The sequence below is a fragment of the Kribbella sp. NPDC048928 genome (genome assembly GCF_043197975.1).
GTDB lineage: Bacteria > Actinomycetota > Actinomycetes > Propionibacteriales > Kribbellaceae > Kribbella.
The window spans coordinates 522,663-543,456 of the sequence record NZ_JBICUC010000005.1 but is presented as its reverse complement, the minus strand read 5'-3'; the positions used below and the strand labels follow the sequence as shown (position 1 = coordinate 543,456).

Annotated in this window: 20 protein-coding genes; 10 read left to right on the top strand and 10 right to left on the bottom strand. The window is 69.0% G+C overall.

The genetic code is table 11. From position 1 onward, the window contains the following. The first annotated feature begins 24 nt into the window (after positions 1 to 24). Positions 25 to 888 carry an LLM class flavin-dependent oxidoreductase gene (locus tag ACGFI6_RS24695; protein WP_393122308.1) on the top strand — a complete coding sequence of 288 codons (864 nt, stop codon included), beginning with the start codon at positions 25 to 27 and terminating at the stop codon, positions 886 to 888. A gap of 87 nt (positions 889 to 975) precedes the next feature. Here ACGFI6_RS24695 and ACGFI6_RS24690 read toward each other — a convergent pair whose 3' ends face one another. Continuing rightward, positions 976 to 1,179: a cold-shock protein gene (locus tag ACGFI6_RS24690; RefSeq protein WP_012921273.1), complete on the bottom strand. Its 204-nt coding sequence runs from the start codon at positions 1,177 to 1,179 to the stop codon at positions 976 to 978. Between the two features lie 424 nt (positions 1,180 to 1,603). Between ACGFI6_RS24690 and ACGFI6_RS24685 the strand changes: the two genes are divergently transcribed. Beyond that, entirely contained in the window at positions 1,604 to 1,879 is a 276-nt protein-coding gene (locus ACGFI6_RS24685) for a protealysin inhibitor emfourin (protein WP_393122305.1), read from the top strand. On the opposite strand, the gene ACGFI6_RS24680 is transcribed toward ACGFI6_RS24685, so the two are convergent. After that, a complete protein-coding gene (locus ACGFI6_RS24680; protein ID WP_393122303.1) occupies positions 1,880 to 3,334 on the bottom strand; it encodes a beta-N-acetylhexosaminidase in 1,455 nt (484 codons plus the stop codon). Positions 3,335 to 3,398: 64 nt separating this feature from the next. Beyond that, entirely contained in the window at positions 3,399 to 4,592 is a 1,194-nt protein-coding gene (locus ACGFI6_RS24675) for an MFS transporter (protein ID WP_393122302.1), read from the bottom strand. Between the two features lie 48 nt (positions 4,593 to 4,640). On the opposite strand from ACGFI6_RS24675, the gene ACGFI6_RS24670 reads away from it, so the two are divergent. Together ACGFI6_RS24670 and ACGFI6_RS24665 are read left to right on the top strand one after the other, a co-directional pair. Then, complete coding sequence (locus ACGFI6_RS24670) at positions 4,641 to 5,321, top strand: CGNR zinc finger domain-containing protein (RefSeq protein ID WP_393122300.1); 681 nt, start codon at positions 4,641 to 4,643, stop codon at positions 5,319 to 5,321. A 184-nt stretch (positions 5,322 to 5,505) separates the two neighbouring features. Continuing rightward, positions 5,506 to 5,922 carry a VOC family protein gene (locus tag ACGFI6_RS24665; protein ID WP_393122298.1) on the top strand — a complete coding sequence of 139 codons (417 nt, stop codon included), beginning with the start codon at positions 5,506 to 5,508 and terminating at the stop codon, positions 5,920 to 5,922. Positions 5,923 to 5,971: 49 nt separating this feature from the next. Here the strand turns inward: ACGFI6_RS24665 and ACGFI6_RS24660 are convergent, their stop codons facing one another. Continuing rightward, entirely contained in the window at positions 5,972 to 6,724 is a 753-nt protein-coding gene (locus ACGFI6_RS24660) for a phytanoyl-CoA dioxygenase family protein (RefSeq protein WP_393122296.1), read from the bottom strand. Between the two features lie 70 nt (positions 6,725 to 6,794). On the opposite strand from ACGFI6_RS24660, the gene ACGFI6_RS24655 reads away from it, so the two are divergent. Further along, on the top strand, positions 6,795 to 7,613 hold the full coding sequence (locus tag ACGFI6_RS24655; protein ID WP_393122294.1) for an AraC family transcriptional regulator: 819 nt from the start codon (positions 6,795 to 6,797) through the stop codon (positions 7,611 to 7,613). Here the strand turns inward: ACGFI6_RS24655 and ACGFI6_RS24650 are convergent. After that, complete coding sequence (locus ACGFI6_RS24650; RefSeq protein WP_393122292.1) at positions 7,592 to 8,452, bottom strand: DinB family protein; 861 nt, start codon at positions 8,450 to 8,452, stop codon at positions 7,592 to 7,594. The two genes, ACGFI6_RS24655 and ACGFI6_RS24650, sit on opposite strands and share 22 nt — an antisense overlap. 64 nt (positions 8,453 to 8,516) lie before the next feature. Between ACGFI6_RS24650 and ACGFI6_RS24645 the strand changes: the two genes are divergently transcribed. Continuing rightward, positions 8,517 to 9,458: a helix-turn-helix transcriptional regulator gene (locus tag ACGFI6_RS24645; protein WP_393122290.1), complete on the top strand. Its 942-nt coding sequence runs from the start codon at positions 8,517 to 8,519 to the stop codon at positions 9,456 to 9,458. On the opposite strand, the gene hrpA is transcribed toward ACGFI6_RS24645, so the two are convergent. The 5 genes from hrpA to ACGFI6_RS24620 all read right to left on the bottom strand — a co-directional run bounded on the left by hrpA (position 9,455) and on the right by ACGFI6_RS24620 (position 17,083). Next, entirely contained in the window at positions 9,455 to 13,351 is a 3,897-nt protein-coding gene (gene hrpA, locus ACGFI6_RS24640; RefSeq protein WP_393122288.1) for an ATP-dependent RNA helicase HrpA, read from the bottom strand. The genes ACGFI6_RS24645 and hrpA overlap by 4 nt on opposite strands. Positions 13,352 to 13,602: 251 nt before the next feature. Beyond that, complete coding sequence (locus ACGFI6_RS24635) at positions 13,603 to 14,007, bottom strand: universal stress protein (RefSeq protein ID WP_393122286.1); 405 nt, start codon at positions 14,005 to 14,007, stop codon at positions 13,603 to 13,605. A gap of 15 nt (positions 14,008 to 14,022) precedes the next feature. Further along, positions 14,023 to 15,585 (bottom strand): tripartite tricarboxylate transporter permease, encoded by a 1,563-nt coding sequence (locus tag ACGFI6_RS24630; protein ID WP_393122284.1) that lies wholly within the window; start codon positions 15,583 to 15,585, stop codon positions 14,023 to 14,025. Beyond that, positions 15,582 to 16,073, bottom strand: a complete 492-nt coding sequence (locus ACGFI6_RS24625) for a tripartite tricarboxylate transporter TctB family protein (protein WP_393122282.1) — start codon at positions 16,071 to 16,073, stop codon at positions 15,582 to 15,584. The genes ACGFI6_RS24630 and ACGFI6_RS24625 overlap by 4 nt, the downstream gene beginning before the upstream one ends. After that, a complete protein-coding gene (locus tag ACGFI6_RS24620) occupies positions 16,070 to 17,083 on the bottom strand; it encodes a Bug family tripartite tricarboxylate transporter substrate binding protein (protein ID WP_393122280.1) in 1,014 nt (337 codons plus the stop codon). Before ACGFI6_RS24620 ends, ACGFI6_RS24625 begins: the two co-directional genes overlap by 4 nt. A 107-nt stretch (positions 17,084 to 17,190) precedes the next feature. Between ACGFI6_RS24620 and ACGFI6_RS24615 the strand changes: the two genes are divergently transcribed. From ACGFI6_RS24615 to ACGFI6_RS24600, 4 genes are read left to right on the top strand one after another with little or no spacing between them, the layout of a single operon-like run. Further along, positions 17,191 to 17,961, top strand: coding sequence for an IclR family transcriptional regulator (locus ACGFI6_RS24615; RefSeq protein WP_393122278.1), 771 nt, complete (start codon positions 17,191 to 17,193; stop codon positions 17,959 to 17,961). Beyond that, positions 17,951 to 19,189, top strand: a complete 1,239-nt coding sequence (locus ACGFI6_RS24610; RefSeq protein WP_393122276.1) for a CaiB/BaiF CoA transferase family protein — start codon at positions 17,951 to 17,953, stop codon at positions 19,187 to 19,189. Before ACGFI6_RS24615 ends, ACGFI6_RS24610 begins: the two co-directional genes overlap by 11 nt. Further along, entirely contained in the window at positions 19,186 to 19,992 is an 807-nt protein-coding gene (locus ACGFI6_RS24605; RefSeq protein ID WP_393122274.1) for a citryl-CoA lyase, read from the top strand. The genes ACGFI6_RS24610 and ACGFI6_RS24605 overlap by 4 nt, the downstream gene beginning before the upstream one ends. A gap of 9 nt (positions 19,993 to 20,001) precedes the next feature. Then, a complete protein-coding gene (locus ACGFI6_RS24600) occupies positions 20,002 to 20,790 on the top strand; it encodes an LLM class flavin-dependent oxidoreductase (RefSeq protein WP_393122272.1) in 789 nt (262 codons plus the stop codon). Positions 20,791 to 20,794 lie beyond the last annotated feature (4 nt).

Sequence of the window (20,794 nt, the reverse complement as noted above, 5' to 3'; positions counted from 1 at the left end):
GGTACGCCGGGCTAGGGTGCGGGCATGCGTTTCGGGATTGCGATTCTGCCGGAGTACCGCTGGCGCGAGGCGGCGCCGCGGTGGCGGCGTGCGGAGGAGTACGGGTTCGACCATGCGTGGACGTACGACCACCTGACCTGGGCCGGTCTGCAGGACTCCCCGTGGTACGGGACGACGCCGACGCTGACTGCCGCGGCAACGGTCACGTCGACGATCAAGCTCGGTACGTTCGTCACCTCGCCGAACTTCCGCCATCCGCTCGCGCTGACGCGGGACGTGCTCGCGATCGACGACGTCTCCGACGGCCGCTTCCTGTGCGGGATCGGCGCCGGCGGCAGTCTGGACGCGACGATCCAGGGCGGCCCGACGCTCACCCCGCGGCAACGGCAGGACCGGTACGAGGAGTTCGTGAAGCTCCTGGACACGCTGCTCACGACCGACGGCGTGGACTTCAAGGGTGAGTACTACGAGACGCGCAACGGCCGGACGCTGCCTGGTTGCGTCCAGCAACCACGTGTGCCGTTCATCCTGGCCGGCAACGGGCCGCGCTCCCTGCGGTTCGCCGCCGCGCACGGCGACGGCTGGGTGACGACCGGGGGAGCGGGTGACGACCTGGACAGCTGGTTCAGCTCGGTCGCAGACCTCAGCCACCGGCTCGACGACCTCGTCGAAGGCCGGCAGTTCGACCGCTACCTGTCGCTGGACACCGCGATCTACTCCCTGTCCAGCCCGGCGGCGTTCGAGGACGCCGCCGGTCGGGCCGCGGCGCTCGGCTTCACCGACGTGATCGCCCACTGGCCGCGCGCCGAGGGCGTGTACGGCGGCTCGGAGGACGTCCTGGAGACGGTCGCGGCCGAGATCGTCCCACGTCTGCGCACGACCCTCTGAACCCCTGCTGGACAAAGGCGAAGGGGCCGCCCACCAGATTCGGTGTGCGGCCCCTTCGTCGTGTGCTGGAAGGGTTTGATCCGAGGATCAGATCGGGCGGATGTTCTCCGCCTGCAGGCCCTTCTGGCCCTGGGTGATCTCGAACTCGACCCGCTGGTTCTCGTCCAGCGAGCGGAAGCCCGAGGTCTGGATGGCGGAGTAGTGCGCGAACACGTCCGCGCCACCGTCATCCGGGGTGATGAAGCCGAAGCCCTTGTCAGCGTTGAACCACTTGACAGTACCGACAGCCATTTGTCTATCTCCTCGATGGCTATTAACAATCCGCGACCCACACCTCATGGGCCGCGCGTCGCCGAAAGGCCCCAGACGACAGACCGGCCATGCAGCACAGCAAAAGTCAGGGAGTCCAAAACTGCAACGGCATAACTGTAGCCGTTCTGCGGCCTGATGGTAGGGGTGACCACAAACACGTGTCGCTGATTGTCGCGAATCGCTACCGTCCGTACACACCCGGATCCGGTCACCGGGGACCCTGCCCGGTCGCGCAATTCCCGCGCCGACCTGCAGTTTCGCGAGCGGCCGCCCGGACGGAGCGTTGGCAACGAAGGACAATGGACCGGTACGCCGGGTGATGGGCGGAAGATTCTGATCGAATCTCCCGGCGTGTCGCGCGGCTGTGGACAATTGCACGAGGCGCAACAGCAAGGAGACGGACATGATTGTGACGGTGACGCGGAGCGGTGGTTTCGCGGGGTTGACCAGGCGTGGCGAGCTCGACACCGCGGGCCAGCCGGACGCGGACCAGCTGGAGTCCGCCGCCCGGGCACTGGCCGCAAAGGACCTCGGGTCCGGCCGGCCGCAGCCCGACCGGTACGTGTACCGGCTGGAGGTGCGTGACGCCCAGGACGCGGACGCCACGCAGCACACCGTCGCGGAGCAGGACGTGGACGCGTCGACAGCCTGGCTCCTGGACCGCGTCCTCGACCGCTAGCTAGCGCCAGTCGATCTCCGGCGCCCGGTAGAAGTTGACGCCGAGCACCTCCCAGCGCGGAGCTTCCTCGGCGAGCCTCTCCTGGTACGTCTCCCAGTCGAGCGCCTCCTCGGACGACCAGCCGAGCTCGGCGATCCCGGGCAGCCGCGGGAAGACCATGAACTCGACCTTGGCCAGGTCGTCGAGCGTCTCGGTCCACAGCGGCGCCTCGACGCCCGCGATCGCGTCCGCCGGCACGTTCGGGATCAGCGTGGCCGGGTTCCAGCTGTAGGACTGCTCCACACTGACCAGCCCGGCCCAGTCCAGCCCGAGCGGCGTCTCCGCGTGGTACTTCATGTCCAGGTAGGAGCGGTTCGCAGGGGAGAGAACGAGCGTCGCGCCCTGCTCCACCGCCCGCTGCGCGAGGACCTGTGCCTTCGGGTCCTCGGTGCCCCAGTACTGCACGACGGACCCGGCCGGCAGCGTGCCGTCAGCGACCTCGTGCCAGCCCATGACCCGCTTGCCGTTCTTCACGACGAGCTCGGTGGCCTTGGCGACGAACGTCAGGTACTCCCCGTGCTCCGTCGAGTGGGCCTCGTCCCCGCCCAGATGCAGGAGGTCGCCAGGCGTCTGCTCGGCCACCTCCCGGAACACCTCGTCCAGGAACTCGTACGTGACGTCCTTGTCGATCGCCAAGGAGCTGAAGCCGACCTCGGTCTCGGTGTAGAGCTCCGGTGCGACATCACCCTTGTTCAGCTCCGGATAGGACGCCAGCGCCGCGTTGGTGTGCCCCGGGGTGTCGATCTCCGGTACGACGGTCATGTAGTGCTCCCCGGCGTACCGGACGATCTCGGCGTAGTCGTCCTTCGTGTACGAACCGCCTGCACCGCCCCCGACCTGGAGACTGCCGCCGTACTCCGTGAGCCGCGGCCAGGAGTCCACCTGGATCCGCCAGCCCTGGTCGTCGGACAGGTGCAGGTGCAGCTGGTTGATCTTGTAGCGCGACACCAGGTCGATGAAGTGCTTGACCTGGTCGACGGTGAAGAAGTGCCGGGTGACGTCGAGCATGACACCGCGGTAGCTGTAGCGCGGGGCGTCCGAGATCGTCGTACCGGCGATCTCCCAGGGGCCGTCCTGCGTGGTGTCGGCGTCGGCCTTCGCCGGCAGCAGCTGGCGGAGCGTGGTGACGCCGCGGAACAGGCCCTCCGCGGTGGCAGCGGTGACGACCACTCCGGAGGCGTCTGCGCGGAGCTCGTAGCCCTCGGCGCCCAGCGACTCGGCGCCCTTGGTGGACAGCGCGATCGTCCCGGTGCCCTCCTGGATCGGGAGCGCGAACCCGGTCGAGCGACGCAGCTGGACCGCGAGCTGGTCGGCGATCGCGCGGGCCGCGGCGTCGTCGAGGCCGATCGTGGCGTCGGACTCGAGCGTGAAGGTCTGATCGGGAAGCGCCTGCTGCGCCGTGGGCTGCGGAATCATGATCGAAAGTGTTCGCGGCCCGGTGGGTTACGTCAAGAGGCTTCAATATCTCTTCAGGGGAGTGTCAGGCAGGCTCTTCACACAGGTCGTGCGGCACGACGGTTCGGCGCCGGGTCAGGAGGGGCTCGCTCAGCATGACCAACGCCGCAACGGCGGTCAGCAAGCCGCCGACGAGCGCCACCGCGCGCACGCTCGTGTGGTCGATCAACGCGCCACCGACGAACGCGCCGGCCGCGATGCCGACGTTGAAGGCGGAACTGGTCCCGGCAGAGGCCATGTCAGTACTGCCTGGAGCGACCTGCAGCGTCCGGCTCTGCGTCGCGACGGCCAGCCCGCTGAACGCCAGACCGATCAATGCGATCAGAGCAACCGCCACGACCTGCACCTGACCCAGCGCGAACAGCCCGAACAGGCCCGCGGTCAGGATCCCCAGCGGCAGCACTGTCGCTCCCCACGGGTACCGGTCGAGGACCCGCCCGACGATGATCGTCCCGGCCAGGCCGCCGGCGCCACTCGCGAGCAGCATCGGACCGAGCTGGCCCGACGAGAACCTGGTGATGTCGAGCAGGAACGGCGTGACGTACGTGTTGAACGTCAGGAACCCGGTCACGCCGACCGCCGAGGTGATCAGCAACACGACGTACCGCCGCAGATCGGGGGAGCTGCCCCGCCGGGACGGACTGTCCTGCACCTCGGCCCGCGGCAGCAGCAGGACCACACCGACGCAGGCGACTGCGCCCAGAACAGTCATCACCACGAACGGCACTCGCCAGCCAGCCTGCTCACCGAGCCAGGTGCCGAGCGGGATGCCGAGGATCGGGGCCAGCGCCGTGCCGATCGCGAGCCGGGCCACCACCCGCCCGCGGAACTCGGGCGGGAACAGGCCGGTCGCGATCGGCGGCGCGATCGACCAGAACAGCGCCTGCGACAGGGCGATCACCAGCCGGGCGGCGAACAGCAGCTCGTACGTCGGGGCGGCCGCGGAGAGCGCTGTGGCGACCGCCAGGACTGCGAGCGTGCCGGACAGCACGAGCCGCCGGGGGAGGTGATGGGTGAGTCGGGCCAGCGGGAGGGAGGCGAGCACGACGACAGTGGCGTACCCGGTGACGAGGAGGCCGACCTGGGAGCGGGAGCGCCCCAGATCGTCGGCGATCACGGTCAGCAGACCGATCGGGAGCACCTCGATGGTCACGAAGGAGAAGGTCGAAACGCCGAGGAACACCAGGGCGGCGGTCGCACGGCGGGACGAGAGGGGCATGAGTCACCTGATCCCGGTCAAATTTCGGACAGTGGTAGCGTCTCACCCGTGACCGACAGTTCTCATGCGGAATTCCGCATCGTGGGCGGTCACCCCGCCCTCGACCTGGTGAACACGGTCAGCCCGCGGCTGCGCGGCGGCGATCCGGAGCACGACTACCTCACGGCGCCCGCCGGGCTGCTCGCCTGGAGTCACCGGATCGAGCTCATCGATCTCCGTGACGTCAGCGCCGTCGAAGGCACCTGGCGGCAGGCGCCGGAGCTGGCCGCGAAGGCTCTGCGCGCGACCCTCGAGATCCGCGAGGCGACGTACGCGGTGCTCGCGCCGCGGGCGGCCGGCGCCACGGTGGCGGTCGACGGCGTCAAGCGCAGTGAGGGTTCTGCGTACGAGCGCTTGATGTTGCGCTGGTCGGCGGCGGCCGCGCGGTCGATGCTGATCCCGGATCCTGATCGTGCCCACGGGGTGGCGGAGCTGGTCGTCGGTACGTCGCCGGCGCAGCTGATCCCGGATCGCCTGGTGGTGACCGCAGTCGAGCTGGTGCGGACCGTGGACCTGCGCCAGCTGAAGGCGTGCCCGATCGACGACGGCGGCTGCGGCTGGCTGTTCCTGGACCGGAGCCGGAACGGTTCGCGGCGCTGGTGCGCGATGGAGGACTGCGGTACGCGGGCGAAGATCCGCAAGCTCGGTGAGCGCCGGCGCGCTACCGGCGTACCGGCTGATCACCGGTAGCCTCATCGAAGCTTCACTGTCAGCGACCGGCTCACAACGCGAGAACGCGTGTCGAAAGATGCAAATGGTCCCCGGGACCTGTCATCGTAGGCGGCCGGGCCTTCCGACAAGTGGGCCTTGGCCCGACCTGCCCCCGACCAGGAGCAGGTCGCAGAACCGACGCGAAACAGAATGTGGAGGACAGATGACGCAGGTGGCAGAGCAGCCGGGCAGTACTGCCGGGCGGCTCGGCTCGGTGGTGCTGGACTGCCCGGACCCACTCGAGCTCGCCCAGTTCTACTCGGCGTTGCTGGGACTGGACATCGACGAGAACGGTGACGACGACTGGCGGAGCCTGACCGGCCCCGGCTCGTCGCTCGGCTTCTCGACGCTGGCCTTCCGGCGCTCGGAGGAGTACGTGCCGGCCACCTGGCCCGGCACCGACGCGCAGGATCTCCATCTCGACCTGATCGTCGAGGACCTGCCCAGCGGGCACGCGACCGTGGTCGCGCTCGGGGCCGAGCCCCTCGACCCGCTGGACCCACCCCCTGCCGAGAACGCCCGCGGTTGGCGGATCTACGCCGACCCCGCGGGACATCCGTTCCGGATCTGCCTGGAGTGACCGAAAGGCCCGTCGCGAGACGGGCCTTTCGCATGTCAGGGCGCGATTGTCAGAGCGCCGTGACCTGGGTTGCGCCGGCGTACGGGAAGTGCCGGCCCGCGACGTACTGCGGCCGCGGCTGGTAGCTGTTCACTCCCGGCTCGCCGCGCAGGTGGAACGCACTCGGGTACGGCGTCTCCGGGTCGGTGATCCGCGTCGAGGTCGGGATGTAGCGGATCGTGAGGCCGCAGCGCCGGTTCGGGGACGTGTTCGCGTTGCTGCCGTGCACGATGTTCGGATGGTGCACCTCGACGTCGCCCGGCGCGAGCACCATGTCGACGGCCCGCTCCTCGTCGACCTCGACCGCGATCTCCTTCCCGAGCACGCTCTCCACGTCGGTGTTGTCGCGCATCCGCAGTACGTCGGAGCGGTGGCTGCCCGGGATCACCCGGACACAGCCGTTCTCCGGCGTCGAGTGGTCGACGGCCAGCCAGAGCGTCACCACCTTCATCGGATCGAGCGGCCAGAACGCGGCGTCCTGGTGCCACAGCACCGGCTGCCCGGAGTACGGCGGCTTGGAGATGTAGTGCGAGGCGAACAGCGCGATGTCCGGGCCGACGAACTTCTCGGCGATGTCGACCAGGCGGTCGTCACTCACCAGCCGGACCCAGAACGGGTCGTCGCGCAGATAGACGTGGCCGAGCTGCTCGGGCCGTACGTCGGGGTGCCGGGCCTGCAGCCACTCGACATGATCGTTCACTTCCTTGATCAGGTCTCGGTCGATGACATCACGGAAGATCACATAACCATCGGTATCGAACATGCCTCCAGCGTGCGGTTCGGAGCAGCCGGAGGACTAGCACCGGTACGACGAGAATTTGTACTGTCTTGAGGTGGATCAGATCCTGCGCTTCGAGGCGCACGCGTTCGGCCGGCCGTTCCACGCGGCCCGGGTGCGGATCCCGGCGCGCGCTCGCGACACCGAACTGCACACGCACGCGGACTTCCACGAGTTCATGGGGGTCGTGTCCGGGCGGGGCGAGCACCTGCTGACCAGGGGAGTGGAGGAGCTCCGCGCGGGCGACGTCGTGCTGGTCCGGCCGAGCGATCGGCACGCGGTGCGCGGCTCGGCGCCGGACGGGCTCGAGTTCGTCAACGTCGCGTTCCCGAGCTCGATCTGGCTGGGGTTCCTCGACCTGACCCGGACCGCGAGATGGTCGTCCCACGGTCCGATCGTCTTCCACCAGCCGGCCGCGGTACCGGTCTTCGAGCACGCTCTCGTACGGTTCCAGGCCGGCCCGGCGACGTACGACCTGCTGCGCTTCTGGATCGATCTGCTCGACCTGCTCGTACCGGGCGACCCGGGAGCATCCGGCGTACCGGACTGGCTGGCGAAGGCGTGTACGGCGATGCGCGCCGAGGACAACCTGCGCGGCGGCGTACCCCGCCTGCTCGAACTGGCCGGCGTCAGCCCTGCGCACCTCTCCCGCACGATGCGCACCGCCTACGGGATCACGCCGACCACCTTCGTCACGGACCTCCGCCTGGAGCACGCGGCATCTTTGCTCGCGGCAACCAATGCCACGATCGCGCAGATCGCGACCCGCTGCGGCTTCAGCAGCCAGTCCTACTTCACCCGCTGCTTCACCACGGCGCACGACCTCACGCCGAGCGAGTTCAGGCACCGCTCTCAGCGCGCGTTCGTGCCCTGAGCGTCGAGGTACTCGAGCACCGCGGCCTGCTTGAACCAATCGGCCCAGCCGCGAACGTCGGCGTTGAAGCGGGGATCGGTCAGCGACAGGTCCGCACCGCGCTGCACGAGGACCTTCAGAACGTCGAGCGATCCGGTCCCGGCGGCGAGTTGGGCTGCGGTGAAGCCGTCCGGCGTCCGCTCGTCGAGAGCGAACCCCAGTTCCGCGAGCTGTGGGACGACCTCCCAGCGCTGCGCTGCGGCGGCCTCGGCGACCAGCGCCGGCCGGTCGGCCGGAGTGACGTCACCGGCCAGGGCAGCCGCGAACGGGTCGTCCGGATGGAGGCCACGGTAGAAGTCGCGGACCGTGGCGACCTCGGCGCCGTGATGGATGAGTTCGTCGAGGATGTGCAGCGCGAACGAGCTTCCCGCGTCCTCGGCGTACGGGCCGGCGATCTCTCCCATCGGCCGGTCGAGGTCCTCCTGGCTGAGCGCGGCGAGCCGTCGGCGCCACACTGCGTACGAGTGGTCGAGCGCGGTGAGAGCCTCGGCTGCGGAGCCCGGCACCGGCGGCTGACCGTCGTCGGCGAGTGGCTGGTGCCCGAACCAGGTCGCCGTCCGGTCCTCCTGGAGGATGTCGACGATGTGGGCGATCCGCCAGGCGATCGTCGTGAACGGTGCCGGCGTCGGCGGGATCTGGGTCCGGTCGAACGTGTTCCCGGCGTCGGTCTTGTGCACCGTCCAGCAGCCGTCGAACGGCTCCCAGAAGTACTCGTCGTCGGTCAGTCCTTGCACCCGCTGCCGCAGCCGCTGCCAGGCGAAGTCGGACAGGTCCAGGAGATCCTGCGAAAGCGTCGTCATGACCTCACCGTACGGCGACCTGCGGACAGGATCGGTCCGCAGGTTCAGAGATACTGCTGGAACGATGGATACCGCAACCCGGCTCCTGCGCCTGCTTTCACTCCTGCACTCGCGCCCCCAGTGGGACAGTGCCGAGTTGGCGGCGCGGCTCGAGATCACACCCCGGACCGTACGCCGGGACATGACGCGGCTGCGCACGCTCGGCTACCCGATCGAGGCCGAGGCGGGGATCGGTGGCGGCTATCGCCTCGGTCCCGGTGGACGGCTGCCACCGCTCCTGCTCGAGGACGCCGAAGCGGTCGCGATCGCGGTAGGGCTCCGGGTGGCAACCACGACGACGGTCTCCGGGGTCGAGGAGGCGGCGATCTCCGCGCTGGCCAAGCTCCACCAGGTCCTGCCCGTACGGCTGCGCGAACAGGTCGACGCGATCGGCGCGCACACCACTCAACTACCGCAGGGCGAGCTGCCTCCGGTCGACGGCGGTGTACTCGTCACGCTGGCGGTTGGCTGCAGGCACACCGAGGGCATCAGGTTCGGGTACCGCACCCACGACGGCACCGAGTCCGAGCGCAGTGTCGAGCCGTTGCAGATCGTCCACACCGGCCGACGCTGGTACCTGGTGGCGCGCGACCGCGACCGGGACGCCTGGAGGACCTTCCGCGTCGACCGCATCGCGAACCCGGAGCTGACCGGTTCCCGCTACCACTTGGACGATCCGCCCGACCCCGTCGCGTTGGTTGCCGAGGGCACCGGAGTTGCCCCGTGGGACATCGTGGCGCGGGTCCGCGTACAGGCCGGCGCCGCGACGGTCGCCCGGCTGATCCCACCGAGCCAGGGCATCGTCGACCCGATCGACGAGAACACCTGCGAGGTCCGCTTCGCCGCGAACGAACTGGGCCCGCTCGTCTCCGGCGTCATCCGCATCTACTGGCCCTTCGAGATACTCGAACCACCCGAGCTGCGCGCCGCCGTCCACGAACACGCCCGCCGCCTACTCGATTCCTAGGCCTCGGCGAGTGCCTTCCGGATGCGTTTCTCCGAGATCGGGTACGGCGTGCCGAGGGTCTGCGCGAAGAGGCTGACGCGCAGTTCCTCGAGCATCCAGCGGACCTCGAGCAGACCAGGGCTCGGGTACTTGCCGGTCGGCACCGCGCGGAGGCGCTTCTGGTACTCGTCCGTCAGGTTCTGCACGATCGCCATCCCCGAACGGTCGCGGGCCGCGTTCGCGCCGATCTTGTCCAGACGCTGCTCCATACCGCGCAGGTACCGGGACAGGTCGGGCAACCGTTGTGCGCCGGTCTCGGTGATGAAGCCTGGATGCACGAGCGCCTCGAGCTGACCGCGCACGTCCGACAGTGCGGCGAGCAGCGTCGGGCTCGCCGCGCGCGAGATCTGCTTGTCGACCGTACGAACATGGCCCAGCACCTGCTCCACCTGCTGCAGGATCGTCAGTACGGTGTCCGCGAGGTCCGACCGTACAGCGTCACGCAGGATCGAGAACGCGGTCAGATTCCACGCCGGCCCGCCTGCGGCCGCCATCAACTGGTCGACGGCGGCGGCGATCGCGTCGTCGAGCAGTTCGCCGACATTGCGGTGCGGTCCCGCCATCAGCGTCAGCTTCTGCGCACTGCTGAGCTGACGCTGCACGACGTCGATCACCGACGGCATCGTGAGGAGCAGCAGCCGGCGCGTGCCGGCCCACATCGCGGCGGCCTGGTCGCGCTCGGTCTCCTGGAGCCGGATCGCGACCGTCTTGCCCTCGTCGGCGAGCGCCGGATACCCCGCGACGGTGAGGCCGTTGCGGTGCTCGGAGAAGCTCCGCGGGAGATCGCCGAACGTCCAGTCGGTGAGGCCGGACTTCTCCAGGCCGCTGACCGCCTTGGACGCGACCTGCGAGATCGCGGCCGTCGTCTTCGGCTTCAGCTTCTCCTTGAGCCTGGCGAGATCCTTGCCCTCGGCCACCGTCTTCCGTTTGTCGTCCTCGACCCGGAACGTCATCCGCAGATGCTCGGGCACCCGGCTCCAGTCCCAGTCGGCCGGCTCGATGACCACGCCGCGCAGCTCGCGCAGTTCGCGGGCCATGGCGTCGGTGAGCGGTCCGGACGCCGGATCGAGCTGCGGGAGGATCTGCCGCGCGTGATCCGGGGCCGGCACGATGTTCCGGCGGACCGCCTTGGGCAGCGACTTGATCAGGGTCGTGACCAGCTCCTCGCGGAAGCCGGGCACGATCCATTCGAACCCGTCGGCCGTGACCTGGTTCAGGACGAGCAACGGGATGTGAACGGTGACGCCGTCCGCGTCGGTCCCGGGCTCGAACGCGTACGTGAGGTCGAAGGTCATCCCGTTCTGCACCCAGTGCAGCGGGAACTCCTCCTCCTTCACCTCGGCGCCCTCGCGGACGATCAGCGAACGCTCGAAGTCGAGCAGGTCGTGGTCGCGCTGCCGTGCGGTCTTCCACCAGGTGTCGAAGTGCCGCCCGGTGACGACCTCGGCGCCGATCCGCTCGTCGTAGAACGCGAACAGCGTCTCGTCGTCGACGAGCAGGTCGCGCCGCCGGGTCCGCTCCTCGAGCTCCTCGACCTCTTCGATCAGCTTGCGGTTCTCGTGGAAGAACTTGTGGTGGGTGTCCCAGTCGCCCTCGACCAGCGCGTGCCGGATGAACAGCTCGCGGGACGTCTCCGGGTCGACCTTGCCGTAGTTCACCTTGCGGCGGGCAACGATCGGTACGCCGTAGAGCATCACCTTCTCGTACGCCATCACGGCGCCGGCCTTCCGCTCCCAGTGCGGTTCGGAGTACGAGCGCTTGATCAGATGCGGCGCGAGGTCCTCGGCCCACTCGGGCTCGATCTTCGCGTTCACCCGGGCCCACAGCTTCGACGTCTCGACCAGCTCGGCGGCCATCACGAACTGCGGCGGCTTCTTGAACAACCCGGAGCCCGGGAAGATCGCGAACCGCGTACCCCGCGCGCCGAGGTACTGGTGCTGGTTCGCCGGGTCCTTCATCCCGAGGTGGCTGAGCAGGCCGGACATCAGCGAGATGTGCACGCTCTGCGGATCCGCCGGGGCGCCGGAGTTCAGCGAGACGCCGATCTGGGACGCGACCTGGCGGAGCTGGGCGTAGATGTCCTGCCATTCACGGACGCGCAGATAGTTCAGGTACTCGCTGCGGCACATCCGGCGGAACTGGTTGCCGGACAGGTCCTTCTGCTGCTTCTTCAGATAGGCCCACAGGTTCAGGTAACCGAGGAAGTCGCTGTTCGGGTCGCGGAACCGGGCGTGCGCCTGCTGGGCCTGCGCCTCGGCGTCCGTGGGACGTTCCCGCGGATCCTGGATCGAGAGTGCGGCCGCGATCACCATCACCTCGCGGACGCAGGCGTGCTTGTCGCCCTCGACGATCATCCGGGCCAGCCGCGGGTCGAGCGGGATCTGGGCGAGCTGCCGGCCGATCGGCGTCAGCGTCCCGCCCTTCGGGTTCTCGATCGCTCCGAGCTCGGTAAGCAGTTGCAGGCCGTCGGTGATGCTGCGCTTGTCCGGTTCGTCGATGAACGGGAACGCGGCGATGTTGCCGAGCCCGATCGCGGTCATCTGCAAGATCACCGATGCGAGATTGGTGCGCAGGATCTCCGGGTCGGTGAACTCCGGTCGGTTGGTGAAGCTCTCCTCGGAGTACAGCCGGATGCAGATGCCGTCGCTGGTGCGCCCGCTGCGGCCCTTGCGCTGGTTCGCGCTGGCCTGCGAGACGGGTTCGATCGGCAGGTGCTGGACCTTCGTACGGTGGCTGTAGCGCGAGATCCGGGCCGTACCGGGGTCGATGACGTACTTGATGCCGGGGACGGTCAGCGAGGTCTCCGCGACGTTCGTGGCGAGCACGATCCGGCGGTTCGAGTGCGACTGGAAGACGCGGTGCTGCTCGGCGTTCGACAGCCTGGCGTAGAGCGGGAGGACCTCCGTCGTCCGGCGTTCGCCGCGGTACTTGTCGTTCAGCGCGTCGGCGGTGTCGCGGATCTCGCGCTCGCCGGACAGGAAGACCAGGACGTCGCCGTCCGCCTCGTACTCGAGCTCGTCGACGGCGTCCAGGATCGCCTGGGTCTGGTCGCGGTCGATGGTGCTCGGGTCGTCGGGATCGTTCACCGGGCGGTACCTGACCTCGACCGGGTACGTCCGGCCGGACACCTCCACGATCGGCGCCGGGGTGCCGTTGGCGTCGGCGAAGTGCGCCGCGAACCGCTCCGGGTCGATCGTCGCGGAGGTGATGATGACCTTGAGGTCGGGACGGCGGGGGAGCAGCCGCTTCAGGTAGCCGAGGATGAAGTCGATGTTCAGACTGCGCTCGTGCGCTTCGTCGATGATGAGCGTGTCGTACCGGGTGAGGTCGCGGTCGCGCTGCAGTTCGTTCAGCAGGATGCCGTCGGTCATCAGCTTGACCAGCGAGCGTTCGCTGACCTTGTCGGTGAACCTGACGGCGAACCCGATCGTCTCGCCCAGCTCGGTGCCGAGCTCTTCGGCGATCCGTTCCGCGACTGTGCGCGCGGCGAGCCGGCGGGGTTGCGTGTGGCCGATCATGCCGTGCACGCCGCGGCCGACCTCGAGACAGATCTTCGGGATCTGGGTGGTCTTGCCGGAGCCGGTCTCACCCGCGACGACCACGACCTGGTGGTCGCGGATCGCGCTGGCGATCTCGTCCTTCAGCTGGCTGACCGGCAGCTCCGCCGGGTAGGTGATCTCCGGCACGGCGTTGCGCCGGACGTCGACGCGTCGCTCCGCCTGCTCGACGGCAGTCACCACTGCGCGCAGCTCGTTGGCGCGTTTCCGCTCTTCCTTCGTACGCCGAACCCGCTCCAACCGCCGCCCGAGCATTTCGCGGTCGTACGCTGTCAGCCCCTCCAACCGAGCCGCCACATCACCGAGGTTGGGCCCATCGTCGACCGGGCTGCGGCGGCGGCGCCGGCGGGACGCCGGGTCCTGGGAGGGGGCTGGGGAAGGACTCGGGGACTCGGTCCGGGCATCAGGCATAACGACTCCAGTCTAGGCGGCCCGCCCCAGCCCCTCACCCGGATTACCGGACGCCCAGGCCATCACAAATCGCCCGCCCGCCGCGCCCCACGCCTGAGCGGCGCCGCAGGCGCACATTGTGATGGCCTGGAGATCCGTCAGTCCTGCGGTGCAGTGACCTTGACCGCGAGGACCGGGACGGGGGACTCGAGGAGCACCCGCTGGGCGGTGCTGCCGAGGATGAGCTTGCCGACCGGGCTGCGCCGGCGCAGCCCGAGGACGATCAGACCGACGTCCTCCGCCGCAGCCGCCTTCAGCAGCTCGCCGGCCACGTCACCCTCGGAGAGCGCCTGCTGGATGGTGACCTCGACGCCCTGCGCGCGCAGCCGCGCCTCGGCGGCGGCCAACTCGTCGGCGTTGGCGTACCGGGCGTCGATGTAGGCGTCGCCCCGGCTGGTGTTCAGCAGCAGGATCGAGGCCTTGCGCAGCTCGGCCTCGGCCGCCGCCGCGGTCAGCGCCGCCTCACCCTCGGGCGTTGGTACGTATCCGACGAGAATCTTCACGCGCCCACTCTCCCATCAATCGTCCTCGCCGAAAGACAGCCGGTCCCGCGTCGGCCGGGTGCCCCGGACCCGAGCGACGATCCGCGGCAGGTACGGCACGAACAGCGCCAGCACCGTCAGCACAATGATCACCAGGCTCAACGGCCGGGTCACGAACACGCTCGCGTCGCCGTTCGAGATCACCAGCGACCGGCGGAACTGCTCCTCCATCGTCGGCCCGAGGATCACGCCCAGGATCACCGGCGCGATCGGGAAGTCCAGCTTCCGCATGAAGAACCCGGCGACGCCGATCGCCAGCGCCATCAACACCTCGTACCCCGAGCCGGACAGCGAGTAGACGCCGAGGCACGCGAAGACCAGGATCCCCGCGTACAGCAGCGGTCGCGGCACCTTGAGGACCTGCACCCAGATCTGGATCAGCGGCAGGTTCATGATCAGCAGGATCAGGTTGCCGATGTACAGCGACGCGATCAGCGTCCAGACCAGCGTGCTCTGGTCCTCGAACAACTGCGGCCCGGGTTGCACGTTGAAGATCTGGAACGCCGCCAGCATCACCGCCGCGGTCGCGGACGTCGGCAGACCGAGCGTCAGCAACGGCACCAGCACGCCCGAGAACGACGCGTTGTTCGCGGCCTCCGGTCCGGCGACACCCTCGATCGCGCCGTCGCCGAACTCGTCGCGTCCCTTCTTCCGTGCCTGCCGCCGCTCGATCGAGTACGAGAGGAACGTCGGCACCTCGGCGCCACCGGACGGGATCGCCCCGAACGGGAAGCCGAGCGCGGTCCCGCGCAACCACGGTCTCCACGACCGGCCCCAGTCCGACTTGTTCAGGTACCCGGTGCGCAGCCGGCCCTTCTCCAGTACGGCGGGACGCTCGGGCGTTGAGCGCAACTTCGAGGCCACGTGCAACGTCTCGCCGATCGCGAACAGCCCGACGATCACGATCACCACGTCGATCCCGTCCAGCAACCGCAACGTACCGAACGTGTACCGCGGCGCACCGGACAGACTGTCGAGGCCGATCAGCCCGAGGAACAGCCCGACCACCAGCGACAGCAGGCCGCGCACCATCGAATGCCCGACGAGCGCGGTCACCGCGACCATCGCCAGCAGCGTGATCGCGAAGTAGTCGGTCGCCTGGAAATGCCCGGCCAGGTTGCCGATCGGCTTCGCCACGAAGGTCAGCAGCACGGTCGAGATCGTCCCGGCGACGAACGAGCCGATCGCCGCGGTCGCCAGCGCCGCCCGCGCGCGGCCCTTGAGCGCCATCTTGTGGCCCTCGATCGCGGTCGCCACCGAGGCCGACTCACCGGGGGTGTTGATCAGGATCGAGGTCGTGGACCCGCCGTACATCGCGCCGTAGTAGATGCCGGCGAACATGATGAACGCGCCGATCGGGTCGGAGAAGTTGAATGTGATCGGGAGCAGCAGCGCGATCGTCAGCGCCGGCCCGATCCCGGGCAGGATGCCGACGAGCATGCCGAGCGTGACGCCGAGGATCGCCCAGAGCAGGTTCATCGGGTCCAGTACGGTGCCGAACCCGTGCAGCAGTTCGCCGAAGACAGCCAGCCCGATCACAGTCCGAGCACCCCTCCCGGCAGCGAGATGTCGAGGAACTGCGTGAACGCGACGTACACGACGACCGCGAGCACGACCGAGACGATCACGTCCCGTACGACCTGCCGGCTGCCCAGCACCCGCGCCGCCGCGAAGAACAGCAACGCGGTCGCGATCAGGTAGCCCAGCGGTACGACGAGAACGGCGTACAGGATCAGCAACACCGAGACCGCGACCGGCTCGAACCAGCTGCGATCCGACTCCTTGGGGGCATCCTTGGACGCCCGAAGCCCCTCGAACAGGTACGCCACCGACAGTACGAGCCACGCACCGGTCACGAGCAACGGAAAGAACCGCGGCCCGGCCGGATCAAGCCCCTTCGGACTCCGGATGTCGAAGACGCCCACCAGGAACGTCGCACTGAGCACAATCAGCACCAGCGCAGCGATGATCCGTACCAACCGAGACGCCTCGACCTCCACGTCCGAGGCCTTCGTCGTGGTGCTCATAGGATCCCCAGTTCTTTCTCGAGGGCCTGGACTCGGGTGGTTTCTTCGGTGATGAACCGGGTTGCCTCGTCGCCGGTCTTGAAGAAGTCGGTCCAGCCGTTCTTCTTCCGGATCTCGGCCCATTCGGGGGACTGGTTGACCGTGGTGACGAAGTCGATCAGGCGCTGCTTGTCGGCGGCCGGGATGCCGGGCGGTGCGACGATCGCGCGCCAGTTCTGGACCTCGGCGTCGTACCCCTCGGACTTCATCGTCGGGAGCTGTTTGCCGTCGAGCGTGGTCGGCTCGGCGCCGGAGGTTGCCAGTACCCGCATCTTGCCCGCGGAGATCTGCTCCTCGAACTCGCTCAGCCCGGAGATGCCGACCGTCACGTCGCCGGACAGGATCGCTGCGGTCGCCTCGCCGCCGCCGGAGTAACTGATGTACTTCACCTTCGACGGATCGGCGCCGGCCGCCTTCACCAAGGTGCCCGCAGTGATGTGGTCGGTACCGCCGATCGTGCCGCCGCCCCAACTGACCTTGGACGGGTCGGACTTGTAGAGGTCGATCAGGTCCTTGAGCGACTTCAGCGGCGAGTCCGCCTTCACCACCAGCACCTCCTGCTCGGCGGTGATGGTCGCGATCGGCGTCGTGTCCGCGACGGTGATCTGGGACTGGTTCAGGGTGAGCGCGCCGACCATCACCAGGCCGGTGATCATCAGCGTGTGCGGGTCCTTGCGGTTCTTGGTCACCAGCTTGGAGATGCCGACCGCGCCGCCGGCGCCGGTCACGTTCACCACCGACACGGAGCGTTCGCCGAGCAGCTTCTTCTCCTGGACGACGTGCTGGAACTGCCGGGCGGTCAGGTCCCACCCGCCACCGGGCGCGGCGGGGACCATGATCTCGACGTTGCGGCTCGGGAAGTCACCGGCCACGCTGCCGCCGTCGAGCGTCTTGTGCAACGCCGAGCACCCGCTGACCAGCAGGCTGAGTCCAAGACCCGCGGCGACCAGCGCTCTGCGGGATCCGGTCATGAGCAGTTACCTCCTGGGGGCGAGGGGTAAGTTCGGCGACCGTAGCAGCATTCCACCAGGAGGTACAGAGATTCCATTGTGCGGTACGGGGACGTTAAGGTCGGCGCATGAGTGAAGGGGACGGAGTACGCAGCGTGCACCGGGCGCTGGACCTGCTCGAGCGGTTCGACGACGAGCATCCGACGTGGACGCTGGCCGAGCTGACCGCGGCGAGCGGCCTGCCGAAGACGACCGTGCTCCGGCTCGTCACCACGCTCGAACAGCGCGGCCTGGTCGCGGCGACCGGCCCCGGGAAGTACGCGATCGGACCAGGCTTCCTGCGCTGGTCGCGGTTGAGCAGCGCGACGATGGAGATCCCGCCGGCGGTGCGGGCGTCGATGGGCAAGCTGTCCGCGGACACCGGCGAGACCGCGAACCTGTACATCCGGGTCGGCCGGACGCGGGTCTGCCTCGCGCAGGCGCCGGGCTCCCTGAGCGTTCGGCACATGGTGGTCGTCGGCTCGTCCATGCCGCTGTGGGGCGGCGCCGCGTCGAAGGTGCTGCTCACCGATCCGCCGGTGCTCGGCGCCGACCCCTCCCTGATCGAGGAGCTCGCGCTGGAGGCGCCCCGGCAGGCCGGCTTCGCGAAGCGGCTGCGCGCCGCGGTGACCGACGTCGGCGCCCGCGGGTTCGCGGTCAGTCACGGCGAGCGTGAATTGGGCGCGTCCGGCGTTGCGGCCCCGGTGCGGCGGGCCGACGGTCGAGTGGTCGCCGCGATCGCCATCGGCGGACCGACGACCCGGTTCAGTGACGACCGGTTGCCGTCGTACGTGCACGCCGTCCGGAGGTGCGCCGAAACGATCATGCGTACCGGGTGGAGCGGTTTCAGTGGTTCCTGACGCGGCTGCTGGGGTGGTGGGGCCGACCGCTGATCTGCTCGCCGGGGTGCGGGTTCTGGATCTGACCAACGTTCTGGCCGGACCGTTCGCGGGCTACCAGTTGGCCCTGATGGGTGCCGACGTCATCAAGGTGGAGGTGCCGGGGTCGGGCGATCTGGCGCGCAACCTCGGGGGCGACCCGGAGCTGTCCAAGGACGGGCTCGGTGTCTCGTTCCTCGCGCAGAACTCGGGCAAGCGATCTCTCACCCTCAACTTGAAGTCGACGCCTGGGCGCGAGGTGTTCGAGCGGCTGGTGCGTGAAGCTGACGTACTGCTGGAGAATTTTCGGCCCGGGGTGCTGGAGCGGCTCGGGTTCTCTGTCGACGCACTGCGATTGCTCAACCCGGGGCTGGTCTACTGCGCGGTGTCGGGGTTCGGGCAGACCGGTCCGATGCGCGGGCGGCCCGCGTACGACCAGATCATCCAGGGGCTGTCGGGGATCATGAGCGTCACCGGGACGCCGGAGACCGCGCCGATCCGGACCGGGTTCCCGATCGCGGACACGCTCGGTGGGTACGCGGCCGCGTTCGCGATCTCGGCGGCGCTGGTGAAGCGCGGCCGGACCGGTGCCGGGACGTTCCTGGACGTGTCGATGCTGGAGACGGCGGTCGCGGCGATGGGCTGGGTGGTGTCGGACTATCTGGTCGCCGGTCGCCAACCCGGTGCCATGGGCAACGAGAACGCGACGTCGGCACCGTCCGGTACGTTCCGGACCGCGGACGGGGCGCTGAACATCGCGGCCAACAAGCAGGAGCAATACGTCGAGCTGTGCACGCTGCTCGGGCGCCCGGAGTTGGTCGACGATCCGCGGTTCGGGTCGCGAGAGGCGCGGAAGGTGCATCGGTCGGAGCTGCGGGACGAGTTGGAGAAGACGCTGTCGGAGCGGCCCGCCGCGTACTGGGACGAGTTGCTGGGGGAGTCCGGCGTACCGGTCGCGCCCGTGCTGAGTGTGCCGGAGACGCTGGCGCTGCCGCAGTTGGCGGAGCGGCGGTTGCTGCACACGGTGGAGATGCCGGACGGCCGCGACCGTGAACTCCGCGTGCTCGGCAGCAGCGTCCACGTCGACGGAAGCCCGGTCGGACCAGCCACCCGGCCACCACGCTTGGGAGAACACACCGACGCGATCCTCGACGACCTCGGCTACACCCCCGAACAGATAGCCGAACTCCGCTCCCAAGGAGCCACATGACAGGCGAGGGCGCGGGGTGGGCTGAGGGGGCGGACTGGTGGGCGACCGGGATCTCGGACATTGCGCCGGGGGCGATCCGGTTCCACGGGTACGCGATCGAGGAACTGATCGGGGCGGTGACGTTCCCGCAGATGATCTGGTTGATGGTCCGTGGTGACCTGCCGACCGTGGGGGAGGCACGCCTGCTCGAGCAGACGCTGGTCGCCGCGGTGGACCACGGCCCGCAAGCACCGTCGATCGCCGCGGCCCGGATGGCAGCATCCTGCGGCCTCGCCCTGAACAACGCGATCGCCACCGGCGTCAACCTGCTCGGCGACATCCATGGCGGCGCCGGGCAACAATGTCTGGAAGTCCTCTACGAATTGCGCGCGACGGTCGACACCGGCACCGACCCACAGACCGCGGCGCAGCAGCTGGTCGCCTCGTACAAGAGACGCAAGGCGTACGTCCCCGGCTTCGGCCACCGCTTCCACCCTCATGACCCGCGCCGCGACCCACTGATCACCGCCGCCCAGCAAGCAGTCGCCGACGGCACCATCGAAGGCCGGCACCTCGAGCTCGCCCTGGCCCTGGAATCCGCCCTGTCCCCCGTCCCGATGAACGTAGACGGCGCCACCGCGACCATCTACGCCGAACTCGGCCTCCCCGCCGAACTCGCCCGCGGCCTCTTCATCCTCTCCCGCTCGGTCGGCCTGCTCGCCCACGCGCACGAACAACAGCAGGACCCCACCCGCATCAAAGGCCCGCTCCCCAAGTCCGTCATCCCGACCTACACCGGCCACCCGCCCCGACCACTCCCTTAGGGTCGACCCATGGTCGAACTTCAAGTGGTCCTCCCCGACGAATCCGCAGCGATGACCCCGGAGCGACTCGTCGAACTGGCGATCGCCGCCGAGGAGCTCGGCTACGGCACAGCGTGGTTGCCGGATCACCTCCTGCCGCCCGGTGAGTTCGGCTCGACGTACGGCGGTGTGTACGAGCCGCTCGTGACGATCGGCTACCTCGCCGCCCGCACCACCCGGATCCGCTTCGGTACGTCGGTCCTCGTACTCCCGATGCGCAGCCCGTACGTCGTCGCGAAGCAGGCCGCGACGCTCCATCGGCTGTCCGGTGAGCGGCTCGTCCTGGGCATCGGCGCCGGCTGGGCGGCCGACGAGTTCGCAGCGGTCGGAGCCGTCTTCGAGGAACGCGGCCGCCGAACCGACGAGGCGCTCGCGATCGTCCGGGACCTGTTCGAGGGCCGGGACCGCGGCGGCGTGTTCGAACCGGCCCCTCGTGCGCCGCTGCCGATCATGATCGGCGGGACGACGGCGCCCGCGCTACGTCGAGCGGCGCGGTTCGGCGACGAGTGGCAGGGGTTGGGCCTGGACGGTGCCGGCTTCGCCGCGGCAGTTGCGAAGCTGCGCTCGTACGGCGACCGCAGCGTCAAGGTCGGCACGCGACTCGACTGGTCGAGTGGCGATCCGGAACCGGTGGTCGCGATGGCTCACGAACTGGTCGACGCGGGCGCGGGCGCGGAGACAGTGGCGGTGTCGTTCGGCGACGAGCGCGAGGCACTCAAGCGAATGGGCCGATTCCACGACCTGTTCACGGCGGGCTGAGTCA